11 protein-coding genes are annotated in these 18,643 nt (G+C 71.1%); 5 read left to right on the top strand and 6 right to left on the bottom strand.

Translation table 11 applies throughout. The features are described from left to right. Nucleotides 1–30: 30 nt before the first annotated feature. The 3 genes from EUA06_RS20825 (at nt 31) to EUA06_RS20815 (ending at nt 11,855) form a co-directional block, all read left to right on the top strand. A complete protein-coding gene (locus tag EUA06_RS20825) occupies nt 31–465 on the top strand; it encodes a MarR family winged helix-turn-helix transcriptional regulator (RefSeq protein ID WP_129479378.1) in 435 nt (144 codons plus the stop codon). A 208-nt stretch (nt 466–673) separates the two neighbouring features. Beyond that, nucleotides 674–11,452, top strand: coding sequence for a calcium-binding protein (locus EUA06_RS22590; protein WP_165354482.1), 10,779 nt, complete (start codon nt 674–676; stop codon nt 11,450–11,452). Nucleotides 11,453–11,492: 40 nt separating this feature from the next. Next, a complete protein-coding gene (locus EUA06_RS20815; RefSeq protein WP_129479376.1) occupies nt 11,493–11,855 on the top strand; it encodes a DNA polymerase ligase N-terminal domain-containing protein in 363 nt (120 codons plus the stop codon). Here the strand turns inward: EUA06_RS20815 and EUA06_RS20810 are convergent, their stop codons facing one another. After that, nucleotides 11,856–13,058: a thiolase family protein gene (locus EUA06_RS20810; RefSeq protein ID WP_129479374.1), complete on the bottom strand. Its 1,203-nt coding sequence runs from the start codon at nt 13,056–13,058 to the stop codon at nt 11,856–11,858. A 39-nt stretch (nt 13,059–13,097) separates the two neighbouring features. Beyond that, on the bottom strand, nt 13,098–13,880 hold the full coding sequence (locus EUA06_RS20805) for a hypothetical protein (protein WP_129479372.1): 783 nt from the start codon (nt 13,878–13,880) through the stop codon (nt 13,098–13,100). Nucleotides 13,881–13,967: 87 nt separating this feature from the next. Here EUA06_RS20805 and EUA06_RS20800 point away from each other — a divergent pair, with 87 nt between their 5' ends. Both EUA06_RS20800 and EUA06_RS20795 read left to right on the top strand, forming a co-directional pair. Next, the gene (locus tag EUA06_RS20800) at nt 13,968–15,191 is read left to right on the top strand and encodes a glycoside hydrolase family 16 protein (RefSeq protein ID WP_129479370.1); all 1,224 of its coding nucleotides are present in this window, start codon (nt 13,968–13,970) and stop codon (nt 15,189–15,191) included. Nucleotides 15,192–15,288: 97 nt separating this feature from the next. Continuing rightward, nucleotides 15,289–15,759 (top strand): hypothetical protein, encoded by a 471-nt coding sequence (locus tag EUA06_RS20795; protein WP_207208478.1) that lies wholly within the window; start codon nt 15,289–15,291, stop codon nt 15,757–15,759. Nucleotides 15,760–15,831: 72 nt separating this feature from the next. Here EUA06_RS20795 and EUA06_RS20790 read toward each other — a convergent pair whose 3' ends face one another. The 4 genes from EUA06_RS20790 to EUA06_RS20775 form a co-directional block, all read right to left on the bottom strand. Then, complete coding sequence (locus EUA06_RS20790) at nt 15,832–16,221, bottom strand: DUF1801 domain-containing protein (RefSeq protein WP_129479368.1); 390 nt, start codon at nt 16,219–16,221, stop codon at nt 15,832–15,834. Between the two features lie 4 nt (nt 16,222–16,225). Beyond that, nucleotides 16,226–17,500 (bottom strand): RNA polymerase sigma factor, encoded by a 1,275-nt coding sequence (locus EUA06_RS20785; RefSeq protein WP_129479366.1) that lies wholly within the window; start codon nt 17,498–17,500, stop codon nt 16,226–16,228. A 23-nt stretch (nt 17,501–17,523) separates the two neighbouring features. Further along, nucleotides 17,524–17,871: a YciI family protein gene (locus EUA06_RS20780; RefSeq protein WP_242498296.1), complete on the bottom strand. Its 348-nt coding sequence runs from the start codon at nt 17,869–17,871 to the stop codon at nt 17,524–17,526. Nucleotides 17,872–17,980: 109 nt separating this feature from the next. Then, the gene (locus EUA06_RS20775) at nt 17,981–18,562 is read right to left on the bottom strand and encodes a DUF4396 domain-containing protein (RefSeq protein WP_129479362.1); all 582 of its coding nucleotides are present in this window, start codon (nt 18,560–18,562) and stop codon (nt 17,981–17,983) included. Nucleotides 18,563–18,643: the final 81 nt, after the last annotated feature.

Genomic DNA, 18,643 nt, shown 5'->3' with positions numbered 1-18,643 from the left:
TGTACTGGTTCGTGAGGCAGAATGTGCGACATGGGGAAGATCCACGCGCCGCCGCTGGCTGAGCAGCTCTGCTTCGACCTCTATGCCGCATCGCGCGCGGTGACCGCGGCCTACCGACCCGCCCTCACCGAGCTGGGGATCACCTATCCCCAGTACCTCGTGCTGATCGTCCTGTGGGAGCACGAGAGCCTGACCGTCCGCGAGCTGGGCGAGCAGCTGCGCCTCGACCACGGCACGCTGACGCCACTGCTCAAGCGGATGGAGTCCTCCGGGCTCGTGGAGCGTCGTCGCGACAACGCCGACGAGCGCTTCGTCGTGGTCTCCCTGGCCGGCAAGGGGGAGTCGCTGCGCCAGCACGCCGAGCGGATCCAGTGCGACATGAAGGACCAGCTCGGCCTCGACCCGCAGGAGTTCGAGGACCTCCAGACGACGCTTCGTCTCCTCACCTCGCGCGTCTCGCCCTGACCGAAGTCCGGGCCCTCATCTGGCCCGCTTCATCCCTGCGGGTGAAGTTCTCCGTGATACATCCGGAGACGAAATAGCTGCCCATGGACTAGCCCAATCCGGGCGTGCAGCAACTTCCCTTGTTCGGGGGAGGCCCGGTGTGGCTCACTTCGCACAACGGGGCCGGTAGCCGAGCCTGCACCGGTCTCAGTAGCACCGGGAAAAACACGTGTCGACAAGCTTGAAGTCCGCGTTCGCATCCATCGTCTCGCTGTCCGTGGTCGCGGGCCTGGCCGTGAGCACGGCGACGCCCGCGTCCGCTGCCGCGCCCAACAAGGCAACGGCAGCGGTGACCGAGCTGCTCGATCTCCTCGGGAACGACTTCGTGCCGCAGCTCGCCTCGGGCACCGCCCTTGCGGAGCAGCTGCCGACCGTGGCGGTCACCCCGGCCAGCTCCGTCGAGCTGAAGTCCGCGTTCGCCGACGTGCTCTCGACGGGTGCGCTCGCCGACTTCGCCGCCAAGCCGACCCTCGACGAGCTCGCGGCCTACATCGACGGCGCCACCGGCGACGGCTGGACCTTCGACGCGTCGGCGACCGGATCGAGCGTCACCATCGACTTCACCCGCGAGGTCACGCAGGACGCCGGTCTCGACATCCGCGACGAGGACGGCACGATCACGTTGTCGACCGGAACGGGCATCGTGGTCAACGGCACGCTGGAGGGATCCTTCACGCTGCTCTACGACTCGACCGCCGACCTGGCCAGCCTCACCAGCCCGTCGATGAAGATCACCACCACCGCCGACCTCCCGGCCGGCACGAACCTGGACGCCGGCCTCGGCATCCTGGGCGTCTCGGTCGCCGGCGCCGAGGGCATCGACGACTACCACCTGTCCAGCACGGTCGAGACCGCTTGGGCGAACCCCGACAACGACGCCCTCGAGTCGCTGGCCTACGACAACCCGGCCACGCCGGCGCCGCTCGACGGTGAGCTCGCGGCCGACGGCGCCGGCAACGGCCTGGTCACCGCGACCCGCACGGGCTCCCTCGCCGGCGAGCTGGTGGCCAAGCCCCGCGCGACCTCCGTGGTCACCGGTCTGCCCAGCGTCGGCGCGACGGTGACGCTGACGTCCGCGACACCGGCCACCTTCGAGACGCCGTTGGTCACCGCGGACGTCCCCGACGAGGCCGAGCCGTTCCTCACCATGACCCCCCGCGACCTCGCCGCGGGCCTCTCGCAGGCCGCCTCCGCGGTCATCGGCATGCAGGACGCCGAGGACGGCAACCTGCCGCTGATGCGCGGCTCGATCGGCAACGCCATCGACGCGGTCGGCGGCATCAAGGCCTTCCTCGTCGACCAGGTGCGGGACCCCGACACCAGCGACGACACTCCCGGCCAGCCGAAGTTCGCCTCGCTGCAGGACATGCTCGTCGCGCTCGACGGGGCGTCGTACGACTCGGGCTGGAGCATCGAGGTGCTCGGCGACGACGACGCCGCGAGCTTCGACCCCGAGGACCTGGTGGCCAGCTTCACCATCCGGACCACCCGTGACGGGGTCGAGGACCTCGAGCTCAACCCGCTGGGCGCAGCCACCACGGGCAAGGGCACGTTCTCGGCGACCGGGCTCAGCGCGAGCGGCGTGGACTTCAACGGCCCGAACGACACCGCGGGCGCCGAGCTCGTGGGGCGCAAGGTCCAGGCCGGGGCGTCCTACGGCACCATCGCCACGATCGTCGACGGCAACACGCTGACGCTGACGCCGGAGGGCTGGTCCGCCGGCACGCCCGCGAAGGACACCAGCTTCTCGATCGAGGCCGCCGACCCGAAGACCGGGGCGCCCGAGCTCGCGAACGCCCTCGAGGCCAAGACCGGCATCGCCGTGGCCAACGCGGACCTCTCGACCGCGACGATCACCCCCGACGTGGTCGTGACGCTGCCGATGGCGCTCGACCTGAGCGCACCCCTGACCTTCGCCGGCGACGACACCAAGCTCGACTGCGACCCCGGTCCGGGCGAGGCCACGTGCCCCTTCAAGCAGGTCGACGCCAGCGGCCTCGGCCGGGTCATCTCGTCCCTCCCGCTCGCCGCCGACCGCGTCCTGCTGCGCACCTCGGCGCGCGAGGTCCTCGTGGCCGACGCCGACATCACCTCCCCGGTCCAGATCGGCACCACCAGCGGCTACCTCGGCCTCACCATCAACGGCAACGTCGACGTGCAGGTGCCCGACGGTGAGCACCTCCAGGTGCTGACCCTGACCGGCGCGACGGGCACCACCATCCCCGTCCCGGCCTTCGTCGAGGCGGTCCGCAAGCAGGCCGTGGGCAGCGGGGACGCCGTGTTCACCCAGAAGCTCGGCGGTTCCGTCGAGGCGGATCTCGTCGTCAACGTGGACGACGCGCCGGACGCGTTCGCGGAGGGCGAGGACTCGACGGGGATCACGCTGACGGGCTCGGTCGACGCGCTCGCCGACGGCATCCAGGGCACCGAGGTCACCGTGACCCCGGAGGACGCGGACCGGGCGGCGCTGCTCGCGGCACTCAACTTCGACAAGGAGAACCCGCTCGCGCTGTTCGCCGGCGTCCAGGGAGCCCTGAGGGGCATGGGCACCAGCCTGACGTCCATGACCGGTGGCGGGCTCGACACGCCCATCCCGCTCGTCGGCTCGTCCGTGGGCCAGATCCTCGGCGCCGGAGCCAGCGGCGGGGAGGGCGTGACGTACACCCCGCAGGCCGCGGTCGAGGCGAGCGACGGCCCGCCGGTCGTCGAAGCCGTTCCCGCGACGACCGTGCTCGACGATCCCGCCGCAGGCTTCGGTCCCGAGTTCGTCGGCCGTCAGGTCGTCGTCGGATCGACGACCGCGACGGTCGTGGACCAAGTCGGCACCACCCTCGTCCTCGCCCCGCAGATCGACACGAACCCCGAGGCGGCCACGCCGTACCTCGTCGAGAACGAGCTGCTCGGCGCGGCGCACGTGCTGGAGAACATCACCCCGGCGACCTTGCAGGAAGCCATCGCGATGGCGCAGGCCTCCCTCGGCAACGAGTCCACCATCGACTTCGGACTCGTCGACGGTGACGACGGCGCCCAGCTGCGGCTCGACGTCGAGTGGAAGCGGGCCTACTCCGTGTCGCGACCGGTGAGCCTCGAGCTGCCGGGAGGCCAGCAGGTCGTGGCCGCCAGCGGCAGTGGCGAGGTCTCCCTCGACGCCGCGGGCTCGGTCGGACTGGGCCTGCTGCTCCCGCTCAGCACGGACGCCGTCAAGGACCCGATCGCGAACACGCTGGTCGACCCGGACGCGTCCGGGATCGACCTCGACATCGCCATCGCGGCCGAGAAGCTCCACATCGGTGCCAGCCTGGGCCCGATCAGCGTCGACCTCGGCAAGCCGGGGTCGACCGACGCCGCCGAGCTCGGCAGCGTCAACGCCGGCCTCGGCCTGACGGTGGAGGGCACGGACACGAAGGCCGACAACACGGCGGGCCTCCCGTCGATCACCGACTACTTCAGGGGCTTCTCAGCCACCGTCGACAACGGCGGTGCCTGCGAGGGCGCCGAGGTGATGTGCGCCCAGTTCCCGATGTACGTGTCGGGCACCTCGGTGCCCGGCGGCGACCTCACCGTGACCGCGTCGATGCCGGCCGCGGGCACGGCCCCCACCCTCCAGGCGATCCTGGGCGGCGTGGTCGTCACGCCGCCGAGCGGCCTCCAGGGGCTGATCGAGGGCAAGCCGTTCAAGTTCACCTCGCTGTCCGAGGGCCTCCAGCAGTACCTCTTCTACACCGAGGCGTCGCTGCGCATCGCCTCCAACAACGGCGAGATGCCGGTGGTCGGCAAGGACCTCCAGGCCGGCGCCGACTTCATGGGCGAGACGCGCACCAAGCTCGACGAGTTCATCAAGAAGGAGGGACTGGAGAACATCGAGAAGGTGTCGGAGGCGCGGAAGTACCTCACGCAGGTCCTCGCCGACGAGCTCGACATCGTCGTCAACGGGCCCACCGGGATCATCGTCGACTTCACCTGCAACAGCATCCTCGAGCCCCCGGCGGCCCCGACCGCGAAGACCACTCCCGCGGCGCCCCCCGCAAGCTCGACCACGGCCTACAGCTATGCCGTGGTCTCGGTCTTCACCGACAAGGCGGGCACCGCCCACGAGTCCGCGCCGTCCGACGCGAGCGCAGCCGTGATGAACGCGGCCGGTCTGAGCGACACGACGTTCAACACCGTCAGCTGGACGAAGGTCCCGGGCGTCAACGGCTACAAGATCCTGCGCGACACCACGCCGGCGCCGACGACCCAGGTCCCGGAGCCCCCGCGGACGTTCCAGCTGCTCGCCACCGTGGCCGGCACCGTCACCTCGTACGCCCACAAGAGCGGCACACCGGGCTCCGGCTACTCCGCCGTGACGAAGCCGTACCGGATGCCGGGCGTGGAGTGCGGCGAGGACGCCCTGCTCACCGATGTCGAGGGGGTCACCCTGCGGCTCAAGCTCGGCCAGGGCGTCATCAGCGCGAAGGACGGGTGCGTCGACGACGAGGCCCTCGGTGACTGCCTGGGCGGCGAGCTCCCCGTGGACCTCGGCATCCCCGGACTGTCGCTCAAGACCGGCGAGGGCGGGTCCGTCGCCGGCAAGGTCGGCTGGGCGCTGGACCTCAAGATCGGGATGAGCCGCACACGGGGCTTCTACATCGACACCTCCAAGGTCAACGAGTTCGAGGTCGGCGCGAACCTGGGTCTCACCGACGTCGCCGGCACCGACCTGTCGGCGCAGCTCTCGATCATCGAGGTCGATGCGGAGAAGAACGTCGAGACCCCCGAGTTCGTCGGCTACTTCGGCATCGACATCCGTGACAGCAAGGACGACGACGAGGACCTCAAGCTGTCCGAGATGGCCGGCCTGAAGATCTCCGAGGCGATCGTGGTGAGCGTGTCGGCCACGGTGAACGTCGACTGGCACCTCGAGGCCGGCGCCGACGCGGCCCTCCCGGGCGTGGGGACCGACTTCCTCCTCACGTGGAAGTGGGCGGCCAGCACGGGCGACGACGGCAAGCCCGTGCCCGCCAAGCCCGGCAACACCAAGAACCTGAAGATCGCGTTCAACAACGTGACGCTCAACGCCGGCGAGTTCTTCGGTGACGCCCTCCAGCCCTACCTCGAGCAGGTCATGGACGCCACCAAGCCGTTGCAGCCCGTCATCGACACGATCTTCACCCCGATGCCGGTCATCTCCGACCTCTCCAAGGCCGCCGGCGGCAAGGAGGTCACCATCGCGACCCTCGCGCAGACCTTCAACACGCTTCCGGCAGGGCCCAGGATCAAGCCGTTCCTCGACGCGATCAAGACCGTCAAGGCCCTCACCGAGGTCGACTGCACGGAGGAGTGCAGCATCAGGATCGGCAGCTTCACCCTGCTCGGCGACCGCGCCACGACGACGAGCACGTCTGCGGCCAACGCCAAGACGATGATCAACCGGACCGACGACTACAAGCCCGTCACGAACGCCGGGGAGACCCTGGCGAAGGCGGACAGCACGAACCAGCTCACCGACCCCGCGAAGGTCACCAAGGCGGCCGCGCTCAAGGCCGGGCTCAAGGCCGGCGTGGCGATCCCCGTCATGGAGGACCCCACGATCCTCTTCGACCTCATCTCCGGTGGCGACATCCCGCTGGTCGAGTTCGACAGCGGCCCGCTGGCCATCGGCTTCCAGTTCCAGAAGTCGTTCGGACCGATCTACGCCCCGCCGCCGGTCATGATGGTGATCGGGGGAGGCGCGTCGGTGACGCTGCGCGTCGCGGCCGGCTTCGACACCTACGGCATCCGCCGGGCGATGGAGACCGGCGACGGCGCGGAAGTGCTCGACAGCCTCTACTTCAAGACGATCGACGCCAACGGCAAGCCCATCCCCGTCGTGCAGTTCACCGGCTACCTCGAAGCGGGAGCGTCGGTCTCGATCGGCATCCTCGAGGTCGGCGTGAAGGGCGGGATCAAGCTCACGGTCGGCTTCTACTGGAACGACCCGAACAACGACGGCAAGTTCCGCCTGTTCGAGTTCTCCGGTGCGGTCGCCAACAACCCGATCTGCCTGTTCAACGTCGGGGGAGAGCTCTCTCTCTACATCAAGGTCTTCGTGGTGATCGGGTTCAGCCCGTTCGCCGTGGACTTCGACTTCACGCTCGTCAACATCAAGCTGCTCGACTTCAACCTCAAGCCCGACTGCACCCCGCCGCCCCCGCGGCTCGGTGGCACCAACGGCAACGTCCTCTACGTCTTCGCCGGCAAGTTCGGCGGTGCCGGCCCGCGTGGCAACGCCGCCTGGGACTCGAAGGGGACCAAGGACGAGACCTGGGTGGTCCGGTCGGTGCCGGCGTACACCGACGCGGACGGCGTGCCGCAACCCGCCACCGTCGAGGTGCGCGGACTCGGCATCACCGAGTCGTTCCCGGACGCCGGGGCCGACGCCATCAACACCGTCGTGCTCGACGGGCGCGGCTACGGGGGGAGCCTGACCGTCAGCTTCACCGGCGGGCAGTCGCCGAGCTTCACGAACGCCGACCCGCCGGTCGCGGACGGGAAGACCGAACCGTTCACCAAGACGGCCGTCGTCCTCACGGGGAGCGGTGACGACAACATCAGCAGCGGAGAGGGCAAGTCCTGGGTGGACTCCGGCACCGGCAACGACCTGGTGACCACGGCGGACCGGGTCGACCTGTCCAAGGCGCTCGTCCCCGACTCCGGCTTCGCACACGTTGCCGGTGGCCCCGGCGCCGACGTGATCACGGTCGGCAACGGCAACGACACCGTGACCGGTGACGGCTCGCTGGACGTCAAGGACCTCGGCACCATCTCGGTCAAGCTGGCCGGGTCGGGAACGACGAGCCTGATCGCCCCTGTCGACGTGAGCAAGCTGGTCACGCCGGACGCCGCGGCGCTCACCAAGGCCACCACCGGCACCGACGGGGCAGACCAGATCGCCGCGGGCCTCGGTTCGGTGGTCCTGGCCGGCAACGGCGGCAACGACGTCGTCGGCACGGCCAACGACAGCACCCTCGCGGACTCCTCCGGCATCAAGGCCGGCACGCCGGGCGGGTCGGCCACCACGGAGGCGCTCTACCGCGCCCACGCGTCCGTGCTCATCGGCGGCGCCGGCGGCGACGTCATGAAGAGCGGATCCGCGGACGACGAGGTCTACACCGGCACCTACGCCAAGATCGGCGAGTCCGAGGCCGGCGCGGGTGACAATGCCGACGACACCAACGTCGTCGACACCGGGACCGGCTCCGACAAGGTCTACGGCTCCAACGGCAAGGACTTCGTCACGACGTCCTCGCGGACCGCGCAGTCGTCGACCGTCTACGGCGGTGCCGGCACGGACGTCCTGACGGGCGGCCTCGGCACCGACGCGCTCTACGGCGGACCGGACAACGACTACCTCGTCGCGTCACCCGCGACGGTCGGTGAGCCCGGCTCGGCCACGGACGACCTCGGCCCCGACGCGCGCCTCGTCGGTGTGCTCCCCGGAGCCGGCGCCAGCAAGAAGCTGCTGGTCGGCGGCACGGGCAGCGACCGGATCTACGGCTCCGACGGCCCGTCCGACATCTTCGGCGACACGACCGCCGACGGTTGCGCCGTGCAATCCGACCCGGTGAGCAAGCAGCCGCAGGAGAGCAACGTCCTGCTCGATGCCGACGACCTGATCCTCGGGGGCAACGGTGTGGACGTCATCAACGCCGGCGGCGGTGACGACTGGGTCTACGCCTCGGGTGAGGCGGACCGCGTCTGCGGCAACGCGGGCGTCGATCGGCTCCACGCAGGTGACGGCGACGACCTCGTCCACGGCGGCAGCGGCAACGACCAGGGCTTCGGCGACGCCGACGCCGACCAGGTCTACGGCAACCAGGGCGACGACTCGCTCTACGGTGCCGAGGGCACGGACCGGCTCCAGGGCAACCAGGGCTCCGACTGGCTCGACGGCGGCGCGGACGACGACGTCGTCCTCGGCGGCACCTCGAAGTCCGGCACGGCAGACGGTGCGGACGTGCTCTACGGCGCGGAGGGTGCCGACCTCCTGGTCGGCGACAACGCGCAGACCGACGAGCTCGCCAGCGCGCCGTACCCGACCGACCTCGGGTCGACGGACACGACGCTCGGTGGCAACGACCACCTCGGGGGCGGCGACGACGCCGACGCCATCTACGGCGGCCTCGCCGACGACGTTTCCTACGGCGGCCTCGGCGACGACTACGCCGAGGGCAACCCCGGCACCGACCGCACGTGGGGCGAGGACGGGGACGACGACATCGTCGGCGGCTCGTCGCAGCTCGCGAGCGGGACCGAGGCCGGGCGTCCGGACACGAACGACTACCTCTACGGAGGCTCGGGCCAGGACGTCATCGCGGGCGACAACGCGTCGATCACGCGCGGCGGTGCCGGCCACCCGTTGATGACCGGTCGTGGACTGACGGTCGCGCGCGGCGTCGACCTCGCCGACGAGGGCTCCGGCAACCCGGCGGGCGTCTCCGGAGACGACACGATCGAGTCCGGCGACGACACCGACCTGGTCTTCGGCCAGCGCGGGGCGGACACGGTCTCGCTCGGCGGCGACGCCGACTACGGCGAGGGCGGCCCCGGCGCCGACCGGGTGCACGGTGACGCGGGCGACGACGACGTCGTCGGTGGCTCCCACACTCCCGCGGTCGACAACGCGCTCAAGCCGACGGGCCAGCCCGACGGTGCGGACGTCCTCTTCGGAGACGCCGGCCAGGACGTGGTGCTCGGTGACAACGGCGCGGTGACGCGACCGACCTCCACCGGTCTGGTGACCTCCGTCGTGCCGTCGGTGACGGCCAGCCGGCTGACGACCAACCGGGTGACGGCGGCGCGCTCCATCACGCCGTACGACCTCGGGGACACCCCGCTGGCCGCAACATCGGGATCGGACACCCTCACCGGTGACGCGGACAACGACGTGCTGCTCGGCCAGGCCGGCAACGACCGTGTCGACGGCGGCACCGAGGCCGACTACGCCGAGGGCGGGCAGGACTCCGACCTCGTGCTCGGCGGCGACGGTGACGACGACCTCGCGGGCGGGTCGTCCGCCACGATCACCGACAACGCGGGCGGCCCGGCCGGTCAGCCGGACGCCTCCGACAACGTCGACGGCGGCAGCGGCTCCGACCTCGTCATCGGGGACAACGGCCTGCTGACCCGGGTCGCCACCGGTCGCGACTGGCGGACGAACCGTGCCGACGCGATGCAGGCCGTGCTGGTCCCTGGGCGGGCCATCGAGCTCTTCGACCTCAGCCCGACGTCACCGCTGTCGGGAACCACGACGCGTGCGGCGGCGGACTCGCTGTCGGGTCGGGCAGGTGTCGACGTGCTGCTGGGCCAGGACGGCGACGACCGGGTCAGCGGCGGCGGCAACGACGACTACGTCGAGGGCGAGGGTGGCGCCGACGTGATCCACGGTGACCTCGCACTGACGAGCGCCGAGATCGTGCCGGCACCTGCAGGAGCTGCCTGGTCCACGCCGTCGGTCGACACCGACCCGGTGTCCGAGGGCCAGGACGACCTCACCGGCGGCTCGAGCCGTGCGGGCCACCGCGACGGCAACGACACCATCAACGGTGACGGTGACGACGACTTCGTGGTCGGCGACAACGGGACGGTCGCGCGCATCGTGGGCACCGACGCCAAGGAGAAGGTGTACACCGAGCGCTACGGGCCCAAGAGGGCCGGCCACGCCAAGGTGCGGGTCTTCCCGACCGGCATCACGGGTGTCACCTCGACACGGTTCTGCACGGCTCCCGCGAGCCCGTCGCAGACGTCGACCTGCGAGGTGGCCGGTGCCTTCGGCGCCGACACCATCCTCGGCGATGCCGGCCAGGACGTGCTCTACGGCCAGGACGGCGTCGACACGATCCGCGGCGGTGCCGATGACGACGACGTCTACGGCGAGCTCGGGGGCGACCTCCTCTACGGCGACGCCGGCGAGGACGCGATCCTCGGCGACCGCGGTGGCGTGCAGAACAGGTACGAGACCGGTGCGCGCACCGTCACCTCCACCTTGCAGATGCCGCCCCAGGTGACCTACCGGTCGCGCCTCGACGGCTCGGTCAGCCGGGAGGCCGACCTGCTGCACGACGTCAACGGGACCTCGTTGGTGGGCACGGCCACGTCGGCCGCGATGCCGCTCGACGGCATCACCTACGGCGGCATCGACCGGATCCGCGGCGGGGACGGCAACGACTCCATCCACGCCGGCGCGGGTGCCGACTTGGTCAACGGTGACACCGGTGGCGACCACGTCTTCGGTGGGCGTGGCAACGACGCGATGTGGGGCGGCCAGGGCCGTCCGTGCGCCGAGGCCGACGCGACCTGCCAGGCCGACCCGGGTGTCAACGGCGAGTGGGTCGACCACCTGATGGGCGGCAAGGACGAGGACGTCATCGACTGGCGCCCGCGCGGTCTCTTCGGGACGCTCTCCGGGACGACGTACACCGGCCGGACGTGCAGCACCAGTGCGATCCCGGCGACCACGAAGAAGGACGGCACGACCGACCCGTGCTCGTGGTTCGAGATGACCGACAGGGCCGACGACATTGCCAGCGCCGTCAGCCGCGCGAACAACCAGCACCACCAGGGCATCGACTGGATCTACGGAGGCTGGGACCGCGACGTCATGCAGGGGGACCAGTCGGCCAACGGCCCGAACCCGGGTGACCGGCTGATCGACTGGAGCGGTGTCTACAACCTCTACAGCCACTGCAACGCGGCCTACGGCGGTTTCAACGACATCCGCATCCCGAGCCCGTCGATGGAGAAGTTTGTCCAGGAGTGGGCCACCGGGCTCGGCGCCGGCCGCCCGGGCGACGTCACCGTGCCCGGCACCTCGGCGTACGACGAGCTGGCGCTGGTCACCAACTCCGACGGCAAGGGCCACGGCACGGGTAGTGCCTACCCGAGCACGCCCGGCCACTTCGACAACGCGGGGGCGTGCAGCGGGTTCTGACGCGAGGTTCGTGCGCACGACCCGGGTTACGGTGGACGGGATGCCTCCCTCCACCGGCGCCCGGTTCGTGCTGCACGACCACCGCAGGCCGAGCCCCCACTTCGACCTCCGGCTCGAGGAGGACGGCGTCCTGCGAAGCTGGGCGGTGCCGAAGGGCCTGCCGGACGACACCGCGCACGACCGGCTGGCGATCGCCGTCGACGACCACGAGCTCGACCACGTCGACTTCGAGGACGAGCACAAGTCCATCGCCGACGCCGGCACCTGGGAGGAGCACGACCGCAACGAGCGGCGGCTGGTGTTCTCGCTGCACGGACGCGACGGCGTACGCCGCTATGCCCTGATCCACACGGGTGGGACGCAGTGGTTGCTGCACCTCACCCGGGAGCAGCCTCGGTCCTGATCAGGCCTGCTCGTTCTCCAGCACGACCGCCAGCCCCTGCCCGACGCCGATGCAGATCGCGGCGACGCCCCAGCGGTGCCCGTCGGAGCGCATCGCAGCGGCGAGGGTGCCGAGGACGCGACCGCCCGAGGCTCCGAGCGGGTGGCCGAGCGCGATCGCGCCGCCACGCGTGTTGACGACCTCCGGGTCGCGGAGGCCCTGCGCGAGCCAGGCATCGACGCAGACCAGCGACTGCACGGCGAAGGCCTCGTTGAGCTCGACGACGCCGACGTCGGCCCAGCCGATGCCGGCACGGGCGAGGGCTTTGTTCGCGGCCTCGACCGGGGCGTAGCCGAAGCGGTGGGGCTCGACCGCGTGGGTGCCGCGACCGGCGATCCGGGCGACCGGGTCACGGCCGATGCGGTCGGCGGCCGCGCGTGAGCCGAGCAGCACCGCGGAGGCGCCGTCGCTCAGGGGCGAGGCGTTGCCGGCGGTGATCGTGCCGTCCGGCCGGAACGACGGCTTGAGCGCCCCCAACGACTCCGGCGTCGCGTCGGGTCGGATGCCCTCGTCGCGGGCGAGGTCGACGCCGTCGACCGGGACGACGAGGTCGTCGTAGAACCCGGCCTCCCACGCCGCGTGCGCGAGCTGGTGGGAGCGGGCGGCGAACGCGTCCTGCCGGTCACGGGGGACGTCGTGGAGCTCCTGCAGCTGCTCGTTGGACTCGCCCAGCGAGACCGTCCACTCCGCCGGCATCCGCGGGTTGACCAGCCGCCAGCCGAGCGTCGTCGAGACCAGCTCGGCGTTGCCGGCCGGGAAGGCGCGCTCGGGCTTGGGGAGCACCCACGGGGCGCGGGTCATCGACTCGACCCCGCCGGTCAGCACGACCTCGGCATCGCCGGTCTCGATCGCGCGGGAGCCGATCATCGCCGCGTCGAGCGACGAGCCGCAGAGCCGGTTCACGGTCGAGCCCGGCACGGAGACCGGCAGGCCGGCCAGCAGGGCGGCCATCCGCGCGACGTTGCGGTTGTCCTCGCCGGCGCCGTTGGCGTTGCCGAGCACGACCTCGTCGACCTCGGCGGGATCCAGGTCCGTTCGTGCGAGCGCGGCCGCGAGGACGCCGGCGGCCAGGTCGTCCGGGCGGGACGTCGCCAGGGCACCGCCGAAGCGTCCGAACGGCGTACGCACCGCGGTGTAGACGTGGGCCTGCGGGGGAGTGCTCATGGCAAGGAGTGTGCTGCATCGGGTCCCGCCGAGGCTGCGTCAGGTGGCCTCGCCGGAGCGCAGGGCGGTGACGTAGTCGCGTCCGGCTCGCCCCCAGGAGCGGATCGTCCGGCCCACCTCCCGCGAAGCCAGGTCAGGGTCGTCCAGCCGGTCGAGGTCGGGGAGGTCGGGTCCCCGGCCGTCCTCGACCCACGCCAGGAACGGACCCCAACCCTCCTCGTCGTAGTCGTTCGCGCCGATCGCGGTGAAGAAGCTGACGACCTCACCGTCCTCGACGGTGACGAGGAACAGGTTGTCCGGGAAGGGGCCTCGGCCCAGCTCGCCGAGCCCGAGGAGGTCGACCGTGAAGAGGCAGCCGATCCGCGACGTCTCCGCAGAAGGTGCGCCGATCTCCCAGCACCCGTCCACGCGGAGCTCGCTGCCCAGCGCCGCGTCGAGCCGGTTGCGTCGCCACAGGACGTCCGGTCCCGTCGCCTGTCGCGGGGTCGTCACGGCGCCGAGGGCGGCGTACGCCGTTGCGTCGGGTGAGACGTAGGACGTGGCGCGCGGCCGGTCGTGGGCGAACCAGGCCGACACGAAGTCGTGGGCGAGCTGCTCGTCGACGTTCATCGGTGCCGACGACCTCGGTGGTGCGACCCGGGCGGTGGGACCGGCCGGGTCGACATCGTCGGTTCGCAGGGCGACGGTGGACGCCAGCACGACGGCCGCGGCCAGGACGCCGGCCGCAGCGATGTGGATGCGGCGGTTGCGCTCGGCCAGGTGTTGCACGAGGTCGTCCTGGAGCTCGGACCACGTGTCGGTCCGGTCTGTCTCGTCGACCACGCCCATCCTCCTCGTTCCGCCGGGGTCCATCCTCCGCCCGCTGGATCACGTCGACAACCAAACCTGCGGCAGCGTCGTCACAGGCGTATGCCAGCCCGCCGCACCGCAGCACTCGCGCTGCTCCTTCCCCTCTCGCTGTCCCTGTCCCTGCTTCTGCCCGGCTGGTCCGTGCCCACTGCCGCCGAGGAGCCGTCGGCTCCCGACGCGGTCGCCGAGCCGTCGAACACCTCGGTCAGGATCACCTCGCGCCAGCGCGTCCGCCTCGAGGCCCTGCCGCAGGTCGTGCAGTACGGCGCGGGCGTCGCGAGCCCCGACGCCGCGAAGGCGGCGATCACCGCGACGATGAAGCCGGTGCGCGTCGGGCGCCCCGTGCAGCTGCAGGTGCAGGACGGCACGTCGTGGCTCGCGGCGGGCGCGGCGCGGCAGGACGGCCGTGGACGGGTCCAGGTCGCGGCCGTCGCGTCGTCGGGCGGCGAGCCGCTGACGTACCGGGTCAGGGCCCGGAGGTGGGGTGGCCTGCCGGCGATCTCCAGCCTCCCGGTGAGCACGGAGCGCTGGCTCGACGCGACGTGGACCGACGAGTTCTCCGGCACCCACCTGCGCGACGTGTGGGACCATCGCGGCCGCGACTACGTGCACTCCAACCGGCGCTCCTGCTCGAAGGGCGACCCACGGGCGGTCCAGGTCGCCGACGGCGCACTCCGACTCAGCGTGATCCGCGACCCGGACGCGACGACGACGTGCCGGATCGGCGGCCGCGACGCGACGTCGGGCCGGTTCGCCTACCGCCTCAACGGCCACGTCGGCACCCAGGGTTCGTTCGGCTTCCGCTACGGCTTCGCCGCGGCGCGGGTGAAGTTCCACCGGCTGCGCGGGCAGCACGGCGCCTTCTGGCTCCAGCCCTCCGACGGTATGTACCCGGGTGCCCTCGGCAGCGAGATCGACGTCGTGGAGTACTTCGGCGACCGGCACCCCCAGGGCGGTCTCGCGTCCTTCACGCACCGCTACGACGGCCGCCGCCGGGTCTCGACGGGCGGCTGGGTGCCGCGGTCGTCGTCGCACCTCCGCAGCCGGCGCGACGGCTGGTCGCGCAACTACCACGTCTTCTCGGTCGAGTGGACGCCGAAGACGCTCGTCTTCCGGATCGACGGCAAGGAGACCGTGCGGATGCGCGGCAGCATCTCGGCGGTGCGGCAGTTCCCGATCCTGAGCCTGATCGCGGCCGACTACGAGATCCCGAAGATCAAGGCACGCCGCCTGCCACAGCACATGTACGTCGACTGGGTGCGGGTGTGGGAGACCGGCGGCTGATCAGATCGCCGGTGGTGGGTACAGCCCCGGGGTGTCGACCGTTTCGATGCGTCGGCAAGGCTGGACCGACAGACCCGACCACAACCCAGGAGACAACGTGTCCCTCACCCAGATCCCGATTCGCGTGGCCACCGGTGCCTTCATCCTCAACTCCGGCATCGGCAAGCTGGGCGCCGACGAAGGCACGGCCCAATTCCTGCACGGTGCCGCAGCATCGACGTACCCCTCCCTCTTCAAGGACATGGAGCCCACGAAGTTCGCACGACTTCTCGCGATCAGCGAGATCGGTGTCGGTGCCGCCCTGCTGGCGCCCATGGTCCCGGCGACCGTGGCCGGAGCCGCGCTGACCGGCTTCGGCGGCAGCCTGATCGGCATGTACCTGAAGACGCCGTCGATGACGCTGGACGACGGTGTCCGCCCGAGCCAGCAGGGCACGGCGGTGGCCAAGGACGTCTGGCTGGTGGGTGCCGGACTGACGCTGGTGAGCCAGGGCATCACCGCGGCGGCGAAGTCCGGCGCGAAGTCCTCGCGACGAGCACTGCGCAAGGCCTCCCCGCTGAGCAGCTGACCACGCGTCAGTGACGTCATGGCCGGAGGTTGTCCTGACATCCACCGCCCATGACGTTGTCACGAGCACCACCTACGACCGACCCAGCTTCCGCCAGCCACCCCGCCGGTTGTGGTCGACGATCTCGGAGAGGATCCCGATGATCGCGTCGCGGTCGATCTCGTCGTCGGCGTAGACCTGAATCGAGCGACCTGTCGCGTTGCCGTGGCCCTGGTTGATGACGCCGTGGGGGTCGCTGACGGTGGGGTCGTACAGAAACAGGTTGACGTGGTCCCTCGTCGCCAGGAGGGCGCAGATGTTGCCGTCGAGCACGAAGTAGGGCTGCACCGTCCGCTTGATCGTCTCCACGATCTCGGGATCGGTCGCCCACACCAGCTCGCGCAGCTCCGTGCAGATCTCCTGCTGCCAGTCGGGCAAGCCCGCGATGTAGGCGTCGACCCGCGGATCTGCTCTCCCCGTCATGGCCTCACTGTGCCATCCGCCGACGACACTCGGCGGCCCGTCGCTCCAGCAGCGCCCGCTCGCCCTCGTTCCGCGTCAGCGACGCCGCGTCCGCAAATGCGCGAGCGGCCGAGTCGTACGACCCCGCGCGCTCGAGCAGGTCGCCGCGCACGCTCGGCACGAGGGGAGAGTCGACCAGCGCGGAAGGGTCGATGGCCGCCAGCACGGCGAGCCCGGCGTCGGGGCCGTGCGCCCGCCCGTGCGCGACGGCCCGGTTCACCTCGACGACCGGGCCGGGAGCAACGCCCGCGAGCACGTCGTACAGCGAGGCGATGCGCGCCCAGTCGGTGTCGGCCGCGTGAGCAGCGCGGGCGTGCTCCGCGGCGATCGAGGCCTGGAGGAAGTACCTGCCGACGGGGATCCCGCGAGCTGCCAGCGAGGAGGCGTGCGCGAGGGCGGCGAGACCGCGGTGGATCATCAGCTCGTCCCACTGCGAGCGGTCCTGGTCCTCCAGCAGCACCGGCTCGCCGGTGGGGGAGAGCCGGGCGCGGACGCGCGAGCCCTGGAGCTCCAGGAGCGCCTGGAGACCGAGCACCTCCGGCTCGTCGGGCGCCAACGAGGCGAGCATCCGGGCCAGCCGGGTCGCCTCGAGCGCGAGATCGGGGCGCATCCAGTCGTCGCCAGCAGTGGCGGTGTAGCCCTCGTTGAAGATCAGGTAGACGACGGCCATCACGTCGTCGAGCCGGTCGGTGCGCTCCTGGCCCGTCGGCAGCTCCAACGACGCACCGGCCGTCGCCAGGGTCTTCTTGGCGCGGGAGATCCGCTGCCCGACCGTGGACTCCGAGGTCAGCAGCGCCCGTGCGATCTCCGCCGTCGTGAGGCCGCCGACGAGCCGCAGCGTCAGCGCGACGCGCGAGTCTGCCGTGAGGCTCGGGTGGCAGGACAGGAAGACGAGGCGCAGCACGTCGTCCTCGATGTGGTCGACCTGGCTCTCGAGATCGGGCACCTGCGCCTCCTCTCGTCTGCCGGCAGCCTCGAGCTCAGTCACCTTGCGGCGCAGGGTGTCGGCACGCCGGAAGTGGTCGATGCCCCGCCGCTTGGCCGTCGTCATCAGCCACGCGCCGGGGTTCTCCGGCACGCCGCTGACCGGCCACTGCTCGAGCGCGGCGACCAGGGCGTCCTGCGCGAGGTCGGCGGCGAGCTCGACGTCCCGGGTCATCCGGGTGAGGGCGCCGACGAGGCGGCCCGAGTCGGCCCGCCACGCGGCGTGGACGGCCTCGGTGGTGGGGTCCGCTGGCACGCGGCCAGCGTAGTGAGGGAGCGTCAGGCCTCCGGGGCGTCCGGACCGCCGGAGATCTGGCGGAGGGTGGCGACGACGGTCACCTCTGGCCAGTGCTCGGCGTGCAGCCGGGCGAACTCCTCCTGGTCGGCGACGGCCTCCTCGAGGCTGGGGTACTCCAGCAGCGACCAGCCGCCGACGACCTCCTTGGCCTCGGCGTAGGGGCCGTCGACGCGGGTGACCTCGCCCTGGCGGACGACGAAGTTCACCGCGTCCTCGGTGCCGTAGAGCCCGCCACCGTCGAGGAAGACCCCGTTGGCCGCCCGCTCACCGATGTAGCTGTCCATCGCCTCGAACAACGACTGCGGGGGCATCCCGATGTTCTCTTCCATCCTGACGAATCCCATGAAACGCGGCATTGCGATCGCTCCTGTTGCTGGTGGGTGTGGGTTGCTCTCTCGCACGTACGTCGAACGGCTCGGGACTGCTTCGACATCGACCCTAGAAGTTCTTCGCGGCGTGACCGGGGGCGGGCGCCTCCGGCTCGAGATCGGCGGCCACCGACACGACGAGGCCGCCGAGCATGAACGCGACGATCACGCCGACGAGCGTGGTGGTCGACAGGTCGGGGATCCACCGTCGGGCTCCCGTCGCGGGGGCTGCACCGTGGTGCTCGTGGGTCAGCGCGTGACCCTTGCCGCGCGCCATCAGCCAGCGGTTGACGGGGTAGGCGGCGAAGAACGCCACCGTGAGCGCGATCATCATGCTGACCCAGAACACCGGGTTGACCAGGCCGGCGTCCATCGCGCCGGGGATGGTCGCCATCACCGCGTTGTCGACGACCTCCATCGTGGCGATCGACAGGGTGTCGGCGGCGAGCACCAGCGCGAGCGCGGCACCGAGGGTCAGGCCGCTCCTGAGGAGCGGCAGGGTCGACAGCGCGTAGCCGAACAGGAAGGCCAGGGCGACGGCGAGCACCACGGTCCATCCGGTGCCGAGGCCGAGAGCCGTGCCGATCATCAGCCCGGTGATCTCGCCGATGGCGCAGCCGGTGAGGCAGTGGAGGGTGGCGCTGAGGGCCATTGCCGGCCCTTCCCAGATGAGCGTGGTTGAGGTGCTCGCCTCGAGCGGCGTGTCTGGGCGGTGAAATGGCGTCAGGGCCCT

Source organism: Nocardioides glacieisoli, from assembly GCF_004137245.1.
GTDB lineage: Bacteria > Actinomycetota > Actinomycetes > Propionibacteriales > Nocardioidaceae > Nocardioides > Nocardioides glacieisoli.
This window is presented reverse-complemented; position numbering and strand designations above follow the sequence as displayed.

Bases quoted from the DNA above. Each gene is read 5' to 3' on its own strand.
- EUA06_RS20825 (WP_129479378.1), top strand. From the start codon at position 31: ATGGGGAAGATCCACGCGCCGCCGCTGGCTGAGCAGCTCTGCTTCGAC.
- EUA06_RS20790 (WP_129479368.1), bottom strand. From the start codon at position 16,221: ATGACGGGGAGAGCAGATCCGCGGGTCGACGCCTACATCGCGGGCTTG.
- EUA06_RS20780 (WP_242498296.1), bottom strand. From the start codon at position 17,871: ATGGAAGAGAACATCGGGATGCCCCCGCAGTCGTTGTTCGAGGCGATG.
- EUA06_RS20810 (WP_129479374.1), bottom strand. From the start codon at position 13,058: ATGAGCACTCCCCCGCAGGCCCACGTCTACACCGCGGTGCGTACGCCG.
- EUA06_RS20815 (WP_129479376.1), top strand. From the start codon at position 11,493: ATGCCTCCCTCCACCGGCGCCCGGTTCGTGCTGCACGACCACCGCAGG.
- EUA06_RS20775 (WP_129479362.1), bottom strand. From the start codon at position 18,562: ATGGCCCTCAGCGCCACCCTCCACTGCCTCACCGGCTGCGCCATCGGC.
- EUA06_RS20800 (WP_129479370.1), top strand. From the start codon at position 13,968: ATGCCAGCCCGCCGCACCGCAGCACTCGCGCTGCTCCTTCCCCTCTCG.